This is a genomic window from Massilia sp. NBRC 108631 (genome assembly GCF_059704565.1).
The window spans coordinates 1-18598 of the sequence record NZ_BAAKJE010000272.1 but is presented as its reverse complement, the minus strand read 5'-3'; the positions used below and the strand labels follow the sequence as shown (position 1 = coordinate 18598).

Genomic DNA, 18598 nt, shown 5'->3' with positions numbered 1-18598 from the left:
TTCGGCGTCACGCTGGTGCTGCTGCTGGGCACGTTCGCCATGGCGCGCAATGGCCGCCTCGACCCGGCCACCAGCCTGGGCCTGGCCGGCAACATGGCCCTGGCCGGCGCCCTGTTCCTGGGCGGGGTCTACCTGCGCATCATGTGGATGATGCGCAACCGCAGCGCGGTGCTGCACGGCCGCCAGCAATTGCTCAAGGCGGACGCGCTGCAGCACGCCATTTTCAACAGCGCCAATTTTTCCAGCATCGCCACCGACACGCAGGGGGTGATCCAGCTGTTCAACGTCGGCGCCGAACGCATGCTGGGCTACGAGGCGGCCGACGTGGTGAACCGCATCACACCGGCCGGCATTTCGGACGCCGACGAACTGGTGGCGCGCGCCGCCTCCCTGAGCGAAGAGCTGGGCACGGCGATCGCACCCGGCTTCGAGGCGCTGGTGTTCAAGGCTACGCGCGGCATCGAGGACATCTACGAGCTGACCTACATCCGCAAGGACGGCAGCCGCCTGCCGGCCCTCGTTTCGGTGAGTCCGCTGCGCGACGGGCGCGAGCAGGTCATCGGCTATCTGCTGATGGGCACCGACAACACGGCGCGCAAGCAGGCCGAGGCGGTCCAGTCCCTGCTCGACCAGCGCCTGCGCGAGCAGCAGCAGGCACTGCAGGAGAGCAACGTGGAACTGGAGCAGGCCCGCGCCACGGCCGACAAGGCCAACCGCGCCAAGTCCGAATTCCTGTCGAGCATGAGCCATGAACTGCGCACGCCGCTCAACGCGGTGCTGGGTTTCGCGCAGCTGATGGCGTCCGAAAAGCCGCCGCCGCCGCTGCGCCAGCAGCGCTCGCTTGACCAGATCATGAAAGCTGGCTGGTATCTGCTGCGCCTGATCAACGAGATCCTCGACCTGGCCATGATCGAATCGGGCCGCGTCACCATGTCGCGCGAATCGATGGGCTTGCTTGACGTGCTGCACGACTGCCATGCCATGGTAGCGCCGCTGGCCGAGAAGCGCGGCATCACCATGTACTTCCCCGAACCGGACCAGGCGCTGTTCGTGCACGCCGACCGTACCCGGGTCAAGCAGGTGATGATCAACCTGCTGTCGAACGCCATCAAGTACAACCGCCACGGCGGCAGCGTCACGGTGCGCTGCGCCAGCATGGACGGCGTGGTGCGCGTGAGCGTGGACGACACCGGCCACGGCCTGACGCCGGCCCAGCTGGGGCAATTGTTCCAGCCGTTCAACCGGCTGGGCCAGGACGAAAGCGGCGAGGAAGGCACCGGCATCGGCCTGGTGGTGACGCGCCAGCTGATCGAACTGATGAACGGCCGCATCGGCGTCGACAGCGAGCCGGGCGTGGGCACCTCGTTCTGGATCGAGATGCAGGCCAGCAGCGAGCCCATGCTGGACGTGGCCACCTATGTGCCGCCGCCGGCCGAACTCCCCGCGCTGTCCTCGGCGCTGCGCACGCTGCTGTACGTGGAGGACAATCCGGCCAACCTCAGCCTGGTCGAGCAGCTGGTGGCGCGCCGCACCGACCTGGCGCTGCTGACTGCCATCGACGGCAGCCTGGGCCTGCAGCTGGCCCGCACCTGCCTGCCCGACGTGATCCTGATGGACATCAACCTGCCCGGCATCAGCGGCTTCGGCTGCCTGAAAATCCTGCAGACGGAAGCGGCCACCGCGCGCATTCCCGTCGTGGCGCTGTCGGCCAACGCGGTCCCGCGCGACATCGAGCGCGGCCTGCAGGCCGGGTTCTTCCGCTATCTCACCAAGCCGATCAATGTGGCCGAGTTCATGGACACGCTGGACATCGCGCTGCAGTACAGCCAGGACCAGAAATTGGACACTCAGTTGGACACCAAGTTGGACACCAAGTTGAACACCAAGGTAGAACACCATGATTGAAGCATCCGCCATACTCAACGCCAGCATCCTGATCGTCGACGACCAGGAGGCCAACGTCATGCTGCTGGAGCAAATGCTGGACAACGCCGGCTACCAGCGCGTGACGTCCTGCACCGATCCGTTCGCGGTGCGCGCGCTGCACCTCGAACACTCCTATGACCTGATCCTGCTCGACCTGCAGATGCCGGGCCTGGACGGTTTCGGCGTCATGGCCGGGCTGCAGGACATCGAGCCGGACAGCTATGTGCCGGTGCTGGTCGTCACCGCCCAGCCCGACCACAAGCTGCGGGCGCTGCAAGCGGGCGCGCGCGACTTCGTCAGCAAGCCCTATGAACTGGTGGAGCTGCAGACGCGCATCCGCAACATGCTGGAACTGCGCCTGCTGCACCAGCGCCTGAACCGCTACAACCAGCAGCTCGAGTTCACCGTGCTCGAGCGCACCGCCGAGCTGCGCGCCAGCGAGGCGCGCTTCCAGCGCTTCACCGAGCTGTCGTCGGACTGGTACTGGGAGCAGGACGCCGAGGGCGCGCTGGCGTGCAGTTCGGGCGGCGCGGCCGGCATGCTGGGCCTGGAACAGGCCCCGGGCCAGCCGGTGGGCGACTGGAACGCCGCCGAGCGCGCCGCGCTGGAAGCCAACATCGCCGAGCGCAAGCCCTTCCTCGACCTGATCTGCAGCCGCACCACGGCGCGCGGCGCCATGCAGTACGTTGAAGTCAGCGGCGAGCCGATGTTCGACGGCGGCGGGCGCTTCAGCGGCTACCGCGGCGTCGGCCGCGACATCACCCACCTGCTGTCGGCGCTGCCGCAGCGGGCGGCGCCGGCGCCATAGCCAGCCACCCAGCCAGGGCGGCGGCGGGCAAGGGCCGGCTGAAGTAATAGCCCTGCACCTGGTCGCACTGCGCGCGCCGCAGGAAGGCCAGCTGCTGCTCGGTCTCCACCCCTTCCGCGATCACCGTCAGCTTCATGCTGTGGGCCAGCGCGATGATGGCGCTGGCGATGGCCGCGTCGTCGTCGTCGGTGGTGATGTCGTGCACGAAGGCGCGGTCTATCTTCAGTGAATGGATGGGAAAGCGCTTCAGGTACGCCAGGCTGGAATAGCCGCTGCCGAAGTCGTCGATCGACAGCTGCACGCCCATGTCGCTGAGCTGCTGCATGATCAGCGTGGCCGCGTCGGGATGTTCCATCAGCACGCTTTCCGTAATTTCCAGTTCCAGCCGCTCCGGCGCGCAGCCGGTCTGGTGCAGCGCCTGCACCACGCTGTGCATCAGGTCGTGCTGCTTGAACTGGCGTGCCGACAGGTTGACCGCCATGCGCAGGTCGCCCAGGCCGGCCTCGCGCCAGGCCACCTGCTGGGCGCAGGCGGCGCGCAGCACCCAGTCGCCCAGCGGGATGATGAGGCCGGTCTCCTCCGCCACCGGGATGAACTCGGCCGGCGGCACCAGGCCGTGGCCGGGCCGGCGCCAGCGCACCAGCGCCTCCACGCCTTCGATGGCGCCGCTGGCCAGGTCCAGCTGCGGCTGGTAGTGCAGCTCGAACTCGTCGCGCTCGACGGCGTGGCGCAGCGCCGCCTCCAGCTTGAGCCGGTCCAGCGTGCGCAGATTCATGTCCAGCGCATAGAACTGGAACTGGGCGCCGCCCAGCTTCTTGGCGCTGTACATGGCCGCGTCCGCGTTTTTCAGGAGCGCCTGGCTGTCGCCGCCGTCCTTGGGATACAGGCTGATGCCGAAGCTGGCCACCGGCGTAATCTCATGCCCGAACACCGACATCGGCAGCGCCAGCGCGTCGGCCAGCTTCTGCGCCACCACCGCCACCTCCTCGCCGCGCGCCACGTCGGCCAGCAGCACCACGAACTCGTCGCCGCCCAGGCGCGCCACGGTGTCGCCGTTGCGCACGCAGGCCGAGAGCCGGGCCGCCACTTCCACCAGCACCTGGTCGCCGGCGTCGTGGCCCAGGCTGTCGTTGATGTTCTTGAAGCGGTCCAGGTCGAGGAACAGCACCGCCACCCAGCGGCTGGCGCGGCGCGCATAGGTCACGGCCTGGGTCAGCCGGTCCAGCAGCAGCGCCCGGTTGGCCAGGCCGGTCAGCGCGTCGTGGTTGGCCATTTGCGTCAACTCCTGCTCGTAGCGCTTGCGCTGCGCCACGTCCTCGATCACGCCGATCAGGGTGATGCCGTCCTGTTCGGTGTACATGCGCGAGTAGCTCGCCTGCACCCACACCAGGTGGCCGGCCTTGTGGCGGTAGCGCAGCTCGCGGCAGTAGCCGTCGCTATCGCCGGCCAGCAGGCCGTGCAGCGCCGCGGTGTCGGCCGCGCGCTCTTCCTGCGGCAGCACGTCGCACAGCGTCATGCCGGCCAGCTCGGCCTCGGTATAGCCCAGCAGCCCCTGCACCTTGAGGTTGGCGCGCAGCCAGCGCCCGTCCAGCGACAGCTGCGCCAGGCCCACGGCGGCCTGGCCGAAGGCGGCCCGGAAGCGCGCCTCGCTGGCGCGCAGCTGCGCGCGCGCCTCCATCGACGCGGTCACATCCTCGATCACCAGCAGCAGCATGCGCTGCCCGTCCAGCGGCACGCGCGTCAGCTTGCAGCGCAGCTGGCGCGCCGGCTGGTGGTCGGCGCCGGCACTGATCACCAGCTCCTGGCGGTAATCTGGGTCGGCCAGGCCGGCCGCAATGCCGGCCCTGAGCTGCGGCTGCGGAACGAAGGCCGCGTAAGGCTGCCCGGCCGCGTCCCGGCCCTCCACCGCCAGCAGCGCGCACCAGGCCTGGTTCATGGTGCGCACCGTACCGTTGGCGCACACCGCCATCACGCCGGCCGGCATGCTGTCGATCACCTGCTCGGAATACGTCTTGAGCCGCAGCAGGTCCTGTTCGCCGGAACGGATGTAGGTGTCCAGCGCCAGGCCGAGGTCGAAAAAGACCAGCTTGAGCAGCGCGCCGTAGGTTTCCCACGCCAGGTCAGGCTGGTCTGCAAGCTGCTCGCGCAGCACGCCACCGATGGAGGCCAGATACTTGCGGTAGGCGCCGATATACCACTGCGGTTCGAGCCCGATGTGCTGGTGCACCAGGCCCACGGTCACGCGGTCGCGCACGTAGTCGCCATCGACCGGGGCGCCGGACAGGCTGCTGAAGTAGTTGGACTGGGCACGCTGCAGGCGCTCGAAACGGACCTTGTCGGCCAGCATGCCGGCCAGTTCGGGCACGCTGCCGAGGTGCCGGTAGAACGCGTCGATCACCGGGCCGGCCTGCCGTTCCAGGCCATCGTGGGCCTGGCGCAGCAAGACTGCATCGGTGTGGCCAAACTCGAGGAAGGCCAGGCGCCGGCGCACCGCCTCCGCGTCCGGCATCATTTCTTCGACCAGCACGCCCAGCTGTTCGGACATGGTTTGATTCATGGATCCCTGTCAGGTTTTATTATAAGTTGATACACTATAGTGTCCATATAGCTACAAAAGCCTTGATGTGGATCAAATCGCCCCGGGAATTCCCTCCTGCACCAGCCGCGCCAGCGCCGCTGCCGGCACCGGCTTGCTGAACAGATAGCCCTGGTAGGACTGGCAGCCCAGCTGGCCAAGCAAAGCGCACTGCCCGTCCGTCTCCACGCCTTCGGCGATCACGTCCAGGTTCAGGCTGCGCGCCATGGCGATAATGGTGAGCACGATGGCCTGGTCATTGCCGTCGTTCACCAGATCGCGCACGAAGGACTGGTCGATCTTCAACTGGTCCAGCGGCAGCCGCTTCAGGTATTGCAGCGAGGAGTAGCCGGTGCCGAAATCGTCCAGCGAAAAGCGCACGCCGAGGCGGCGCAGCGCCTGCATGCTGGCGATAGTGTCGTCCGTGTTGTCGAGCAGCACGCCCTCGGTCAGCTCCAGTTTCAGCAAGCCCGGGTCGATGCCGTAGCGCTGCACGGCCGAGCAGACCTGCTCGCAGAAGTCCGACTGGTGGAACTGGCGCGCGCTGACATTGACAGCCAGCGTCAGTGCCGCCATGGCAGGCTCGCTGCGCCACGCGCGCAGCTGGGCGCAGGCGCTTTCCAGCACCCACTGGCCCAGCTGCAAGATCATGCCGGTTTCCTCGGCCAGCGGAATGAAGCGCGCCGGCGAGACCGTACTGCCGTCCGGCTGGCGCCAGCGTATCAGCGCCTCCGCCCCCACGGGCTGATGCAGGCGGTTCACCTGCAACTGGTAATAGAGTTCAAACTGCTGGGTGTCGATGGCGTGGCGCAGCTCGTTTTCCAGCCGCACCCGGTCGCTGATGCTGTCCTGCATGCTCTGGTCGAAGAAGCGGATGCCGTTGCGGCCGGCCTGCTTGGCCTGGTACATGGCAATGTCGGCCTGCGCCAGCACTTCGTCGGCATGCTGCTCGACGCCGCCGCTGAACAGCGTGATGCCGATGCTGGGCGTGCTGTGGCACTGGTGCGGGCCCAGCCCGTAAGGACGGCTCAACGCCGCCAGCACCTTGCCGGCCAGCGCCTCGCACTGCGTACCGGCCTCCCTCTGCTGCGCGCTCAAGCCTTCCACCAGCACCACGAACTCGTCGCCCCCCAGGCGCGCCACCGTGTCCCCCTGGCGCAGGCAAGCGTGCAGCCGGGCCGCGACCTTTTGCAGCAGCAGGTCGCCGGTGCTGTGGCCCAGCGTTTCGTTGAGGGTCTTGAAGTCGTCCAGGTCAATGATCATCAGCGCGCCGTGGTGGCCGCTGCTGTGGGCGGCGGGCAGCGCCTGCGCCAGCCGCTCCAGCAGCATGCGCCGGTTGGGCAGGTGCGTGAGCGGGTCGTAGAAGGCCAGGTTCTTGATCTGGTCGCTGGCCGCCTTGCTCAGCGTGATGTCGTTGAGCGAGGCCACGTAGTGCGTGACGGCGCCGCTGCCGTCGCGCACCGCGGCAATGTTGAGCAGTTCCGGATACACTTCGCCATTCTTGCGGCGGTTCCAGACTTCGCCCTGCCAGCGGCCGTTGGCACCGATGGCGGCCCACATGCCCTGATAGAAGGCGGCGTCGTGGCGGCCCGAGCTGAGCATGCCCGGTGTCCGCCCCACCGCCTCGGCGCTGCTGTAGCCGGTGATGCGGCTGAACGATGCGTTGACCTGCAGGATGATGCCGTCGGCGTCGGTCACCATCATGCCTTCCGGGGAATCGAAGGCGATGGCGGCGATGCGCTGGCCCGCTTCGGCCCGGCGCCGCTCGGTAGTGTCGGTGTGTGCCACCAGCGCCCCCCGCCAGCCCGCCTCCAGCGGCGTAACGGACATGCCGAACCAGCGCTCCCCTTCCGCAGTCGGCAGCGCGTACTCCATCTGGAAGCGCTCCGAGGCCCCGGCCAGTACCGCCGAGATGCCGGCGTGGGCCTGCCCCGCCGTGCGCCCCTGGTGGCATGCGGCCAGGTAGTTGCTGCCGACTGCGCCGACTGCCTCGGCGCCGCCTGCGTCGTGGCGCGCAGCGAATCTGCGCCAGGCGCGGTTGACCGCCAGGATGGTGCCATCCGGGCCGAGCACGGCTATCTCGTCGGGTAACGCGTCCAGCAGTGCATGCACCGCCAGGCCGTGGGCTGCGGATTGGGTGTTGTTCATGGCTCCTCGCTCATTACTTCAGGGAAATCAGCGCAAGAATACTGACGTTGGGCAACAAAAAGACTGATCTAGATCAAAAAAGCGCTGTATTTTTGCAGCGCAGCAAAGAAAGGTAGTGCAGGATTTTTTGATATGGATCAAAGGCGCAGCTTTGCATACTTGATACTCTGCAACTTCAAGTATGAAAGGTTTCTTGCCACAATGAATCAGCCGTCCCCGCTTTCCTCCGCCAACTGTGCCAACTGCCGCTGGCGCGCGCTCTGCCTGCCCTCTGGCCTGGCAGGCGGCGCGCTGGATGAATTCGAACGTACCGTGGCGCAGCGGCGGCCGGTGGCGCGGCACGAACGCGTGGAAGTCGGCGGTACGCCCTTCGGCCAGCTGCATGCGGTGCTGAGCGGCCAGTTCAAGCTGCAGCGCGCGGCCCCGGATGGCGGCGTACAGGTACTGGGCTTTGCCATGCCCGGCGACCTGATGGGACTGGACGCCATCGGCAACGGCCGCTACGCGAACGACGCGGTGGCCCTGTCGGACAGCGTGATCTGCTCCCTCCCCTATGCCGGGCTGGAAAGCCTGATGGCGCAGCAACCGGCGCTGGCGCGGCGCCTGTCGCAATTGCTCAGTGCCAACCTGGCGCAGCGCCAGGACCAGATGCTCTTTCTCGGCAATGCGCGTGCCCCGCAGCGGCTGGCGCGCTTGCTGCTCGACCTGGGCGGGCGTTACGGCGAGCGCGGCGGCTCGGCAACCAACTTCCAGCTGTGCATGTCGCGCGAGGACTTGGCTGCCTACCTGGCGCTGACGGTGGAGAGCGTAAGCCGCCTGCTGTCGATGTTCAAGCAGAACGGCCTGCTGGCGGTGAGCAACCGCGCCATCGAACTGCTCGACACGGCCGGCCTGCGCGCGATTGCGGCGGCCCCGGCGCAGGAAGGGCTGGCCATGCACGCCGTTTGAGCCGTGTGCGGGCGCACGGCGGGTCAGATCATGCCGTGCTCGAGCGCGTAGCGGGTCAGCTCGGCGTTGCTGGCCATGCCCATCTTGTCCAGGATGCGGGTGCGGTAGGTGGTGACGGTGTTCGGGCTCAGGTGCAGCAGCTCGCCGATGCGCACCAGCGCCTCCCCGGCGGCGATCAGCTTGAATACTTCCAGCTCGCGGTCCGACAGCGCCTCGTGGTCGCCGGCGCCGCCGCCGCCCACCAGCATGGCCAGTTTTTCCACCAGCGCCGGGCTGACGTGCTTGCCGCCGGCGGCCGCCTTGCGCACCGCCTCCACCAGCGTGGCGGTGGGCGCGTCCTTGGTCAGATAGCCCGCCGCGCCCAGTTTCAGCGCGCGCACGGCGTAAATCTCTTCCGAGTAGGTGCTCAGCATCAGCACCGCCATGCGGGGACGCTCGGCGCGCAGCGCCTTCAGCAGTTCCAGGCCATTTTTGCCTGGCATGGTGATGTCCACCAGCGCCACGTCGAATTCCTGCTCCGCCACGCGCTGCATGGCCTCGCCGGCATTGCCGGCTTCGCCCGTCACTGCGATGCCGCTGGCCGTGCCCAGCATCAGGCGCACGCCGTTGCGGGCGATGGCGTGGTCGTCCACCAGCAAGACCCGGATCGCGTCAGTCATGATGTTCCTCCTGTGGCAATGGCAGGCGCAAGGTCAGCACCGTACCGCCCTCGCCGCCGGTGATGGCCAGTTCACCGCCGAAGCTGCGGCTGCGCTCGTGCATGCCGAGTATGCCCCACGATTCGCGCCGCAACAGTCCCTCGGCGGCAATGCCCTTGCCGTTGTCCGTGACCGTCAGCCGCAAGCCGGCCGGCTCGCGCGCCACCGCGACCCGCGCTTCGCTGGCGCCGGCGTGCCGCACCACATTGGTCAGCGCTTCCTGCACCACGCGGAACAGCATGGTGCTGCGTTCGGCGTCCAGTTCCAGCTCGGCCACCCGGGCGTCGATGCTGCACTCGCAGCGCAAGCCGGCGCGCAGCGCCACCTGGCCGGCGTACCATTCCAGCGCGGCCCACACGCCCAGCTGGTCCAGCACGCTGGGCCGCAGGTCGGTGATCACGCGCCGCACCGTTTCGATGGCGGTCTGCACCAGGTCTGCCGTGTCGGCCAGCAGCGGTTCCGGTTCGCGTCCGGCCGCCACGGCGCGCTCCTGCGCCACCAGGATGTAGGCGCGGATGCCGGTCAGCAGGCCGCCCAGCTCGTCGTGAATTTCCTGCGCAATGCGCTTGCGCTCCTCTTCCTTGATGCGTTCCTGGTGCGCGCCCAGGCGCCGCAGTTCTTCCTGCGACTGGCGCAGCGCCTGTTCGGCCGCCTTGCTGGCGCTGATATCGATCAGCAGGCCCTGCAGCACCGCCGCGCCCGGTCCGGGGCCGCCGCTGCCGGGCACCGGGTCGGCCTGGTCGCGCACCCACAGTTCGCCGCCGCCGCGCGGCAGCAGCCGGTACTCCACCCGCAGCGGGCTGGCCTCGGCCCGGCTGGTGCACACCTGCGCCCAGGCCCGCTCGCGGTCCTCCGGGTGCATGCGCGCGCGCGCCAGGCCGGGGTCGGCCAGCCATTCCTCGGGCGTGTAGCCCAGCAGGCGGATCTGCGGGCTGACATACTCCAGCACCGCGCGCGGGCCGGTGCCAGCCACATAGCTGACCGCGTGGATCTGCTCGACCAGCGTGCGGAAGCGCGCCTCGGCCTGCTGCTTGTCGGCGCGCAGGCGCTGCTCGCGCAGCATGCGTTCTATGCCGGCCGGCAGCAGTTCCAGGTAGCGCCCTTCGGCGTCCTTGACCAGGTAGTCGCGCGCGCCGCGCCGCATGGCTTCGGCAGCCACGGTGGCGCTGTCGGCGCCGGTCAGCATCATCACCGGCGGCGCGTCGCCGCCGGGACGGCTGGCCGCCAGCCCGGCCAAAAATTCCAGGCCGGTCAGGTCCGGCAGATTGTAGTCCAGCAGCACGCAGTCGGCCTCGCCGGACAGCGCCATGGCCAGGCCCTGCTGGCCGGTTTCGGCTTCCAGCAGCTGGTAGGCGCCGGCGGCGCGGAAGGCGCGCCGGCAGGCCATGCGGTCGACCATGTCGTCCTCGACGATCAGCACGCGCACCGGCGCGGCCGGCAGTGACGGGCTGTCCATGGTCAGGGCATCTCGCTGACGGTCCAGTAGCGGTCGATCGAGCGCATCACTTCGACGAAGGCGCGGTAGTCGACCGGCTTGGCCATGTAGCCGGCCACGCCCAGTTCGAAACTGCTGAGCTTGTCCTGCTGTTCGGCCGACGTGGTCAGCACCACCACCGGGATCAGGCGCAGCGCGGGATCGCGCTTGGCCTCGCGCAGGAACTCGATGCCGCTCATGATGGGCATGTTCAGGTCCAGCAGGATGATGCAGGGGCGCTCGTTGCCCGGCGTGCGCAGGTAGTCCAGCGCGGCCTCGCCGTGCTCCAGCGCCACCACGGTATTGCCCACGCCGATCTCCTTCAGGGCGCGCTTGACGGTCATCACGTCCACGCTGTCGTCCTCGATCAGCAGTATGGGCTTGCTTGAATTTTTCATCGGCTATCCTTGGGCCATGTGAAATAGAAAGTGGCGCCCGCGCCCGGCGCGGACTCGACCCAGACGCGGCCGCGGTACATCTCGACGATTTTCTTCACCAGTGCCAGGCCGACGCCGGTGCTCTCGACGCGGTCGCGCGGGGCCAGCGTCTGGAACAGCTGGAAAATACGGTCGAAATGGCGCGGCTCGATGCCGGGGCCGTTGTCGGCCACGGCGAAGCGCCAGTGGCTGCCCTCGTCGGCACAGCCGACGCTGACGCGCCCATCCGGGCGGTCCATGTATTTAATGGCGTTGGAAATCAGGTTGTGAAACACTTGCTGCAGCCGGGTCGGCTCGCCGGCCACGGTGGGCAGGCCGGGGGCAATATCGACGACGATGCCGGGCGGCGGCGCCAGCAGGTCGACCACCTCGGCCAGCACCCGGTTCAGGTCCACCGGGCACACCGCCTCGCGCACCCGGCCCACCCGCGAATACTGCAGGATGCCGTCGATCAGCGCGCCCATGCGGTGCACGCGGTTGATCAGCAGGCGCATGTGCTCCTTGCCTTCGTCGTTGAACTGCTCGGCGTAGTCGGTGGCCAGCCAGTCGGCCAGCGAGCCGATGCCGCGCAGCGGCGCCTTCAGGTCGTGCGACACGACGTAGGCGAAATTGGTCAGTTCCTCGTTGGCGCTGCTCAGCTCCTGCAGCAGCTGCTGGGTTTTCTGCTCGGACTGCTTGCGCTCGGTGATGTCGCGCACCAGGCCGGTAAACATGCGCTTGCCGCCCAGCGTCATTTCCGCCACCGACAAGTCCATGGGGAACACGCTGCCGTCGCGCCGCATGCCCTGCACTTCGCGCCCCTTGCCGATGATGCGCTTCTCGCCCGTGGCCAGGTAGTGCGCCAGGTAGCCGTCGTGCGCGCTGCGGTGCGGTTCGGGCATCAGCATGGAAATGTTGCGGCCGGCGACCTCGTCCTCGCGGTAGCCGAACATGCGCTCGGCGGCCGGGTTCAGGCGCTCCAGCGCGCCGTGCTCGTCGATGGTGATGATGGCGTCCACGGCCGTTTCGAACACCGCGCGCATGCGCGCTTCGCTCTCCTCGAGCGCGCGTTCGGCGGCCTTGCGCGCGCTCACGTCGTGCACCGTGGCCATCACCATGTCCTGGCCGTCCGGGCTGCGCAGCGGCGACAGGCTTACTTCGACCGGAAATTCGCGTCCTTCGCGGTGGCGGCCGAACAGTGCGGCGCCGGCGCCCATCACGCGTGGATGCGGCTGTGCGCTGTAGCCCTCGCGCAGCGCCTCGTGGCCGCGCCGAAAGCGCTCCGGGATCAGCGTTTCCACCGGCAAACCCTGCAGCTGCTGCTGCGCATAGCCGAAAAGCGCCTCCAGCGCAGGATTGGCCAGCGCGATCAGGCCGGCGCGGTCGACGATGATGACCGGGTCGGTGGCCGACGCCAGCAGCCAGGCCAGGCTCTGGTCGGCAATGGGGGGATTCTGCACGCAAGGTCCCTGCGGTTGTCGAAGAGGCCACCATCATACGATCGATACCCCTGCCCGGTAAAGCCCGCCCCGCCAGCGGCGAAATTGCGGGGCGATTTGACCTGGATCAAACCGGCTACTGACGCGCCCTGCCCGCTTCCCCTACAGTGGTGCCAGTGGAAGAGTGGAGAATGCAATGCAACAAATCGATAGCAACTTGATAGCAAGCCTGCAGCGCGCGCTGCTGGAGCGGCGCGGCGCCCTGGCCGGCGCGGTGCGCGCGCGGCTGTACTCGGACGGCAGCGAAGATGCCAGCACCCTGGCCACCTGCAACGCCCTGGCCGATCCGGCCCAGGCCGACGCGCTGGGCGAGGATGAATTGGCGTTGCTGCACCAGGACTGCCGCCAGCTGGAGGCGGTTGAGCTGGCGCTGAGCCGGATGGCGGACGGCAGTTACGGCCTGTGCCAGCAATGCGGCCAGCCGGTTGCCAAGGCGCGCCTGGAGGCGCAGCCCACTGCGGTGCTGTGCCTGGACTGCCAGCAGGCCAGCGAGCGGCACTATCGCGTGCAGCCCGTTTGACACGTGTCGTTTCCCAACCCAAGGAGTTTGCCATGACTTACCGCACTATCCTGGTCCATGCGGACCTGTCGCGCCATGCGCCGCAGCGCATCCGCTTTGCCGCCACCCTGGCGCGCACCTTCGACGCCCACCTGGTCGGCGGCGCCATGACGGGCGTATCGCGTTTCCTGATGCCGGCCAGCATAGCCATGGGCGGGCCGATGATCGCGGAACAGGTTGACCTGATGCGCGAGAGCGCCGAGCGTGCGCTGGCCCAGTTCGACACGCTGGCCGACCAGACCGGCGCGCCCTCCTTCGAGCGGCGCCTGGTGCGCGACGAGTTCGACGGCGGCATGGCCCTGCAGGCGCGCTATGCGGACCTGGTGGTGCTGAGCCAGACCGATCCGGACAACCCGGTACCGGGCGACTGGAATGACCTGCCCGAGTACGTGCTGCTGAACGCGGTCCGGCCGGTGCTGCTGGTGCCGTACGCCGGCGACTGGGAGCACACCGGCAGCCACGCGCTGGTGGCGTGGGACGGCAGCGACGAGGCCACGCGCGCCGTCACGGCCGCCTTGCCTCTGTTAAAGCTGGCTGCCCGGGTGACGGTGGTGGTGTTCAACCCGCAAAGCCGCTGGGGAACGCACGGCGAACAGCCGGGCGCCGACCTGGCGCTGTATCTGAGCCGGCACGGTGTGAAGGTGGAAGTGAGCGCGCAGCCGACCGCGCTCGACGCCGGCAACGCGCTGCTGTCGCTGGCGGCCGACACGGGGGCCGACCTGCTGGTCATGGGGGCCTACGGCCACGCGCGCCTGCGCGAGATGCTGCTGGGCGGCGTGACTGCCACCATATTGCGTGACATGACGTTGCCGGTGCTGATGGCGCACTAGCAGGCGCCGGGTGCGGCCGGCCCGGCGATGTGGCGGCTCAGGCCGCCACGCACTCGGCTTCGATGCGGCCTGCGGCCAGGTCCTGCAAACCGGGCAGGTCGAGAATGCGCAGGTCGCGGTTGTTCAGGTCGATCCAGCCGGCCTTGCGGAAACGCGCCAGCAGGCGGCTGATGCTCTCGATGGTCAATCCCAGGTAGCCGCCGATATCTTCGCGCGACATGCGCAGCTGGAAGCTGGACGGCGAGAAGCCGCGCGCGGCGTAGCGCGCGCCCAGCTGGGTCAGCAGCAGCGCCAGGCGCTGCTCGGCGCGCATGTTGCCAAGGAATAAAGCCACCGCCTGCTCGCGCTGGATCTCGCGCGCCATGGTGCGGTGGAACTGCCGCATCAGCTCGGGCACCTGGGCCACCAGCTCCTGCAGCCGGGCGAACGGAATCTCGCACACTTCGCTGTCTTCCAGGGCCACCGCGCTGCAGCTGTGCTGGGCGGCGCCGATCGCCTCCATGCCCAGCAGGTCGCCGGCCATGTGGAAACCGGTGATCTGCTGCTCGCCACGCTGGTTCACCTGGGCCGTCTTGAAGTGGCCCAGCCGCACCGCGTACAGGCTGCCGAAGGACTGGCCCATGCTGAACAGCTGCTCGTCGCGCTGCACGCGGCGGCGACGCGAAATGATCTGGTCCAGGCGGCGCATCGTGTCCTCGCCCAGTCCCTGCGGCAGGCAGAAGCGGTTGAAGCTGCACAGGCCGCAACGCGGCTGGGCCGGTGCGCGGAGGGCGGAGGCGATGGGAATGGTGGCGTTCACAGTGGACTCCTGGAATTGGGGATGGCTAAGTTGAGTCACAGTATCGACCATGCCTGCCCGGCGCGCTATCGGGTATCCCGGCCAGATGCTGTAGGGGATCCCCTACGCGAGCGAAAAACAAGCGGGTTTGATCTGGATCAAAGAACCGGACGGCCGTACGGCGCTACAGTCGCTTATGCGCTCAGGGAGGACAATATGGACAATTTGCATACCGCCGCACGCGACCGGATCCTGGCCATCCTGTCGGCCGGCGCCGACTTGACGCTGGCCACGCTACGCCCTGACGGCTATCCGCAGGCGACCACGGTCAGCTATGTAAACCAAGGGCTGGTGCTATACGCCGGCGTCGGGTTGGACAGCCAGAAGGCGCGCAACATCGCCTATTGTCCCAAGGTATCGCTGACCATCAACCTGCCCTATACCAACTGGAACGGCATCCGCGGCATCTCGGCGGCCGCTACCGCCACCATCGTCAACGGCGCCGACGCGCTGGAGCGGGTAGCCGCGCTGATGGTGCACAAGTTTCCTGAGATTAAGCACATGCAGGCGGCAGGCAATCCGCCCGGCTGGGGCAGCGTGCTGGTGCTGCGCATCGTGCCGCAAGTGGTCTCGCTGCTGGACTACAGCGTGGAATTCGGCCACACCGAACTGTACGCGGTGCCGCCCGAGGCCTGCGCGGCGGACTGAGCGATGAATCCGGCGCAGCACCCCGGCATCAGAAAGTGACCTTGAGCGCCGCCGGCAAGCCGCCGGCCGCGATGGAAATGCCTTCCACCGTCAGGCCTTCCTGGGCCTGCCGGAACGGCAGCACGCCGTCGCGGCCCAGCTGTTCCACGCGCTGCACCCTGCCTGCGCCCGGCCCCAGCACGCGCAGCACCACCGAACCGTCGCGCGGCAGGCCGACGGCATACACCGCGTCGCCCTTGCTGGTGAAACGCCAGCTGTCCTCCCCGAACTGTTTCCACGGCCGGGTGCCGTAGATCGCCTCGCCGTTGTTGTCCAGCCAGGCGCCCACTTGCTGCAAGGTGCGCTGCTGCTCCTCGGGAATGACGCCGTCGGCCCTGGGCGACAGGTTGAGCAGGTAGAAGCCGCCCTTGCTGACCGTATCGACCAGGCGGCCGACGATGGCGCCGCCGCCGGCCACCTTCATGCCGCTGGTATAGCCCCAGGTGCTGCCGATGGCGTCGTCCACCATCCACGGGCCGGGCCGGATGTCCGGCGGCGAGCGCGCGCCGATCTTCTCGAAGTCGATGATGGCGCCGACTTGCTGCGTATCGTCGTTGCTGGGGGCGTAGGCCACGAACTTGCTGCCGATCGAGACTTCCTTGTTCCAGGCTCGGGCGCGGTTGTAATAGTGGGCCGCCACGCGCAGCTTGAGCGGATCCAGCACGCGCAGGTTGACGCCGTTGTCGAACCACAGCAAGTCCGGCTGGTACTGGTCGATCAGCTCCAGGTTGCGCGCCAGCCAGTCGCTCAGGAAGCGCGTCATGGCAGCCGGGCTGCGGTCGGCCACGTTGTAGAAGGCGGCCCACTTCGGGTCGTACAGGTCCGCCTGCGCCGCTTTGAGCCTGTCGTCCAGCGCCTGCGGCGGGTTGATAAAAGTGAAATTCTCCACGCCGTGGTTGGACACGCCGAACTTCATGCCTTCCTTGCGCACGGCGGCAGCCAGCTCGCCGATCAGGTCGCGCTTCGGCCCCATGCGGAGCGCGTTGAACGGGGTGACCTTGCTGTCCCACAGCGCAAAATTGTCATGATGCTGGGCGGACGGCATCACGAAGCGCGCGCCGGAGCGGCGGAACAGGCCGGCCCATTGGGCCGCGTCGAACTTCTCCTGCCGGAACATGGGGATGAAATCCTTGTAGCCGAACTGGTCGGGCGCGCCGAAATTGGCCGTGTGCCAGGCCAGTCCGGCGCCGTACATGTGCTTTTCATACCATTCGTTGCGGTGCGCGGGCACGGCGTACACGCCCCAGTGCATGAAGATGCCGAACTTGGCGTCCTCGAACCAGGCCGGAGTGCGGTAATGCTTGCGGATGGACTCCCAGTCCGCCTCGAACGGGCCGGCCGGCAGCGGCGTGGCCACCGCCGCGCCGGCCGCCGCCACGATGGCAGGCGTGGCCGGCGGTCCCATGACGCCGTAGTCGTACAGCCTCGACTCTGGCACGCCGCCCCGGTCCGGCTTGGGCAGCGGGCCGGCCACGGCCAGTGCCGGTATCAGCAGTGAAAGTATCAGTCGCGTGCGTGACATCGCGGTCTCCGATAGTTATTTTAGCTGCCTGCTAGCGTAGCGCGCTCTCACGTTTCGCGCACGTATCGCTTTGTATCACTCATAAACATGATTAGATTGCGTCAGCCGTTGACACTGGTGAAACGACTCTCGATACTCGAAATCCTCGCGGGCGACCGCTCAGCCAAGACCTTTATGCACACCTATCGCATCGCCGGCATCGCAACGGCGCTGGCCGTGGCGCTGGACGCCGGCGCCGCCACGGCGGCCGGTCCTGTTCAAATCGCCGGCAAGCAGCTGGAAAACCTGGACCGCGGGGTAAGCGCCATTGCCGCCAATGGCGCGGTATTTGTCAGCTGGCGCGCCCTGGCCACCGACCCGGCCGGCATGACCTTCAATCTCTACCGCGACAGCCGGCGCGTAAACGCCGCGCCGCTGAATGCCACCAACCACCTGGACGCCGCAGGCAGCGCTGCAGCCGCCTACACGGTGCGGCCGGTGCTGCCTGGCGGCGCCGAGCAAGCGCCGGCCAGCGCGGGCGCCACATGGCCGCGGCAGTACAAGACCATCCCGGTCCAGAAGCCCGCCGACGGCGCCACGCCGGATGGCAAGCGCTACGGCTACGAGATCAATGACGGCTCGGCGGCCGACCTGGACGGCGACGGCAGCTATGAGCTGATCGTGAAGTGGCAGCCGGCCAATGCGCGCGACAATTCGCAAGCGGGCGACACCGGCCATACCTATATCGACGCCTACAAGATGGACGGCACCCGCCTGTGGCGTGTTGACCTTGGACGCAACATCCGCGCCGGCGCGCACTACACCACGTTCCTGGTGTACGACTTCGACGGCGACGGCAAGGCCGAACTGATGGTCAAAACCGCCGATGGCACTGTCGACGGCAAGGGCGCGGTCATCGGCGATCCGAAAGCCGACCACCGCAACGACAGGGGCTACATCCTGTCCGGCCCCGAATTCATCACCGTGTTCAACGGCGAAACCGGCGCGGCCATGGCCAGCGCGCCCTACCTGCCCGGCCGCGGCGATGTGGCGGCATGGGGCGACGCCTATGGCAACCGGGTAGACCGCTTCCTCGGCGGCGTGGCCTACCTGGACGGCGCCCGCCCCAGCGCCATCTTCTCGCGCGGCTACTACACGCGCGCCGTGGTCGCGGCCTGGGACTGGCGCGGCGGGAAGCTGAGCAGCCGCTGGGTGTTCGACAGCGACGTGGCGGGCGGCGAGGTGAACCACCAGGGCGCGCACTGGCTATCCGTGGCCGACGTGGACAACGACGGCCAGGATGACATCATCTACGGCGCGGCCACCATCGCCAGCAGCGGAAAAATGTTGTACAGCACCGGTCTGTGCCACGGCGATGCCCTCCATGTGGGCAAGCTGAACCCCGCCCTGCCCGGCCAGCAGGTTTTCATGGTGCACGAAACCCCGAGCTGCTACGGCAAGCACGGCGTGGAGATGCACGACGCGGCCAGCGGCAAGCTCCTGTGGAGCCTGGACGGCAAAGGCGCTGACGTCGGACGCGGCGTCTGCATGGACATCGACCCTGCCCACCTGGGAGAGGAATGCTGGGCCTCGGTAGGCGGTTTGATGAGCGCGGCAGGCGTGCAGATATCCAGCGAACGCCCGCGCCGCATCAATTTCGCGGCCTGGTGGGACGGCGACCTGCTGCGCGA

Annotated in this window: 15 protein-coding genes; 7 read left to right on the top strand and 8 right to left on the bottom strand. The window is 68.0% G+C overall.

Going from position 1 to position 18598, the window contains the following annotated elements; genetic code table 11:
- The first annotated feature begins 141 nt into the window (after positions 1-141).
- Both AC6H42_RS30280 and AC6H42_RS30275 read left to right on the top strand, forming a co-directional pair.
- Positions 142-1905, top strand: a complete 1764-nt coding sequence (locus tag AC6H42_RS30280) for a hybrid sensor histidine kinase/response regulator (protein WP_497549665.1) — start codon at positions 142-144, stop codon at positions 1903-1905.
- Complete coding sequence (locus AC6H42_RS30275; RefSeq protein WP_057156574.1) at positions 1898-2734, top strand: response regulator; 837 nt, start codon at positions 1898-1900, stop codon at positions 2732-2734. Before AC6H42_RS30280 ends, AC6H42_RS30275 begins: the two co-directional genes overlap by 8 nt.
- Here the strand turns inward: AC6H42_RS30275 and AC6H42_RS30270 are convergent.
- Both AC6H42_RS30270 and AC6H42_RS30265 read right to left on the bottom strand, forming a co-directional pair.
- Positions 2685-5291 carry an EAL domain-containing protein gene (locus tag AC6H42_RS30270; RefSeq protein WP_497549655.1) on the bottom strand — a complete coding sequence of 869 codons (2607 nt, stop codon included), beginning with the start codon at positions 5289-5291 and terminating at the stop codon, positions 2685-2687. The two genes, AC6H42_RS30275 and AC6H42_RS30270, sit on opposite strands and share 50 nt — an antisense overlap.
- Before the next feature lie 72 nt (positions 5292-5363).
- Positions 5364-7457, bottom strand: coding sequence for a putative bifunctional diguanylate cyclase/phosphodiesterase (locus AC6H42_RS30265; protein WP_497549654.1), 2094 nt, complete (start codon positions 7455-7457; stop codon positions 5364-5366).
- Between the two features lie 201 nt (positions 7458-7658).
- On the opposite strand from AC6H42_RS30265, the gene AC6H42_RS30260 reads away from it, so the two are divergent.
- Positions 7659-8405: a helix-turn-helix domain-containing protein gene (locus AC6H42_RS30260; RefSeq protein ID WP_057156572.1), complete on the top strand. Its 747-nt coding sequence runs from the start codon at positions 7659-7661 to the stop codon at positions 8403-8405.
- Positions 8406-8428: 23 nt separating this feature from the next.
- Here the strand turns inward: AC6H42_RS30260 and AC6H42_RS30255 are convergent, their stop codons facing one another.
- Genes AC6H42_RS30255 through AC6H42_RS30240 form a run of 4 tightly spaced genes read right to left on the bottom strand, consistent with a single transcriptional unit; the run spans position 8429 to position 12453 of the window.
- On the bottom strand, positions 8429-9064 hold the full coding sequence (locus tag AC6H42_RS30255) for a response regulator (RefSeq protein WP_057156571.1): 636 nt from the start codon (positions 9062-9064) through the stop codon (positions 8429-8431).
- Positions 9057-10559, bottom strand: coding sequence for a sensor histidine kinase (locus AC6H42_RS30250; protein WP_497549653.1), 1503 nt, complete (start codon positions 10557-10559; stop codon positions 9057-9059). Before AC6H42_RS30250 ends, AC6H42_RS30255 begins: the two co-directional genes overlap by 8 nt.
- Positions 10560-10561: 2 nt before the next feature.
- Positions 10562-10975 carry a response regulator gene (locus AC6H42_RS30245; RefSeq protein ID WP_057156569.1) on the bottom strand — a complete coding sequence of 138 codons (414 nt, stop codon included), beginning with the start codon at positions 10973-10975 and terminating at the stop codon, positions 10562-10564.
- Positions 10972-12453 (bottom strand): sensor histidine kinase, encoded by a 1482-nt coding sequence (locus tag AC6H42_RS30240; RefSeq protein ID WP_057156568.1) that lies wholly within the window; start codon positions 12451-12453, stop codon positions 10972-10974. The genes AC6H42_RS30245 and AC6H42_RS30240 overlap by 4 nt, the downstream gene beginning before the upstream one ends.
- A gap of 175 nt (positions 12454-12628) precedes the next feature.
- Between AC6H42_RS30240 and AC6H42_RS30235 the strand changes: the two genes are divergently transcribed.
- Positions 12629-13012, top strand: a complete 384-nt coding sequence (locus AC6H42_RS30235; protein ID WP_057156567.1) for a TraR/DksA family transcriptional regulator — start codon at positions 12629-12631, stop codon at positions 13010-13012.
- 32 nt (positions 13013-13044) lie between these two features.
- Entirely contained in the window at positions 13045-13881 is an 837-nt protein-coding gene (locus AC6H42_RS30230) for a universal stress protein (protein ID WP_057156566.1), read from the top strand.
- A 37-nt stretch (positions 13882-13918) separates the two neighbouring features.
- Here the strand turns inward: AC6H42_RS30230 and fnr are convergent, their stop codons facing one another.
- A complete protein-coding gene (gene fnr / locus AC6H42_RS30225) occupies positions 13919-14680 on the bottom strand; it encodes a fumarate/nitrate reduction transcriptional regulator Fnr (RefSeq protein WP_497549652.1) in 762 nt (253 codons plus the stop codon).
- Positions 14681-14875: 195 nt separating this feature from the next.
- Here fnr and AC6H42_RS30220 point away from each other — a divergent pair, with 195 nt between their 5' ends.
- A complete protein-coding gene (locus AC6H42_RS30220) occupies positions 14876-15367 on the top strand; it encodes a pyridoxamine 5'-phosphate oxidase family protein (RefSeq protein WP_057156565.1) in 492 nt (163 codons plus the stop codon).
- A 28-nt stretch (positions 15368-15395) separates the two neighbouring features.
- On the opposite strand, the gene AC6H42_RS30215 is transcribed toward AC6H42_RS30220, so the two are convergent.
- A complete protein-coding gene (locus AC6H42_RS30215; protein ID WP_497549651.1) occupies positions 15396-16928 on the bottom strand; it encodes an alpha-L-fucosidase in 1533 nt (510 codons plus the stop codon).
- A 174-nt stretch (positions 16929-17102) separates the two neighbouring features.
- Here AC6H42_RS30215 and AC6H42_RS30210 point away from each other — a divergent pair.
- The coding region (locus AC6H42_RS30210) for a rhamnogalacturonan lyase (protein WP_497549650.1) at positions 17103-18598 on the top strand (1496 nt) is incomplete at its 3' end.

Bases quoted from the DNA above. Each gene is read 5' to 3' on its own strand.
- AC6H42_RS30280 (WP_497549665.1), top strand. From the start codon at position 142: ATGTGGATGATGCGCAACCGCAGCGCGGTGCTGCACGGCCGCCAGCAA.
- AC6H42_RS30275 (WP_057156574.1), top strand. From the start codon at position 1,898: ATGATTGAAGCATCCGCCATACTCAACGCCAGCATCCTGATCGTCGAC.
- AC6H42_RS30270 (WP_497549655.1), bottom strand. From the start codon at position 5,291: ATGAATCAAACCATGTCCGAACAGCTGGGCGTGCTGGTCGAAGAAATG.
- AC6H42_RS30265 (WP_497549654.1), bottom strand. From the start codon at position 7,457: ATGAACAACACCCAATCCGCAGCCCACGGCCTGGCGGTGCATGCACTG.
- AC6H42_RS30260 (WP_057156572.1), top strand. From the start codon at position 7,659: ATGAATCAGCCGTCCCCGCTTTCCTCCGCCAACTGTGCCAACTGCCGC.
- AC6H42_RS30255 (WP_057156571.1), bottom strand. From the start codon at position 9,064: ATGACTGACGCGATCCGGGTCTTGCTGGTGGACGACCACGCCATCGCC.
- AC6H42_RS30250 (WP_497549653.1), bottom strand. From the start codon at position 10,559: ATGGACAGCCCGTCACTGCCGGCCGCGCCGGTGCGCGTGCTGATCGTC.
- AC6H42_RS30245 (WP_057156569.1), bottom strand. From the start codon at position 10,975: ATGAAAAATTCAAGCAAGCCCATACTGCTGATCGAGGACGACAGCGTG.
- AC6H42_RS30235 (WP_057156567.1), top strand. From the start codon at position 12,629: ATGCAACAAATCGATAGCAACTTGATAGCAAGCCTGCAGCGCGCGCTG.
- AC6H42_RS30230 (WP_057156566.1), top strand. From the start codon at position 13,045: ATGACTTACCGCACTATCCTGGTCCATGCGGACCTGTCGCGCCATGCG.
- AC6H42_RS30220 (WP_057156565.1), top strand. From the start codon at position 14,876: ATGGACAATTTGCATACCGCCGCACGCGACCGGATCCTGGCCATCCTG.
- AC6H42_RS30215 (WP_497549651.1), bottom strand. From the start codon at position 16,928: ATGTCACGCACGCGACTGATACTTTCACTGCTGATACCGGCACTGGCC.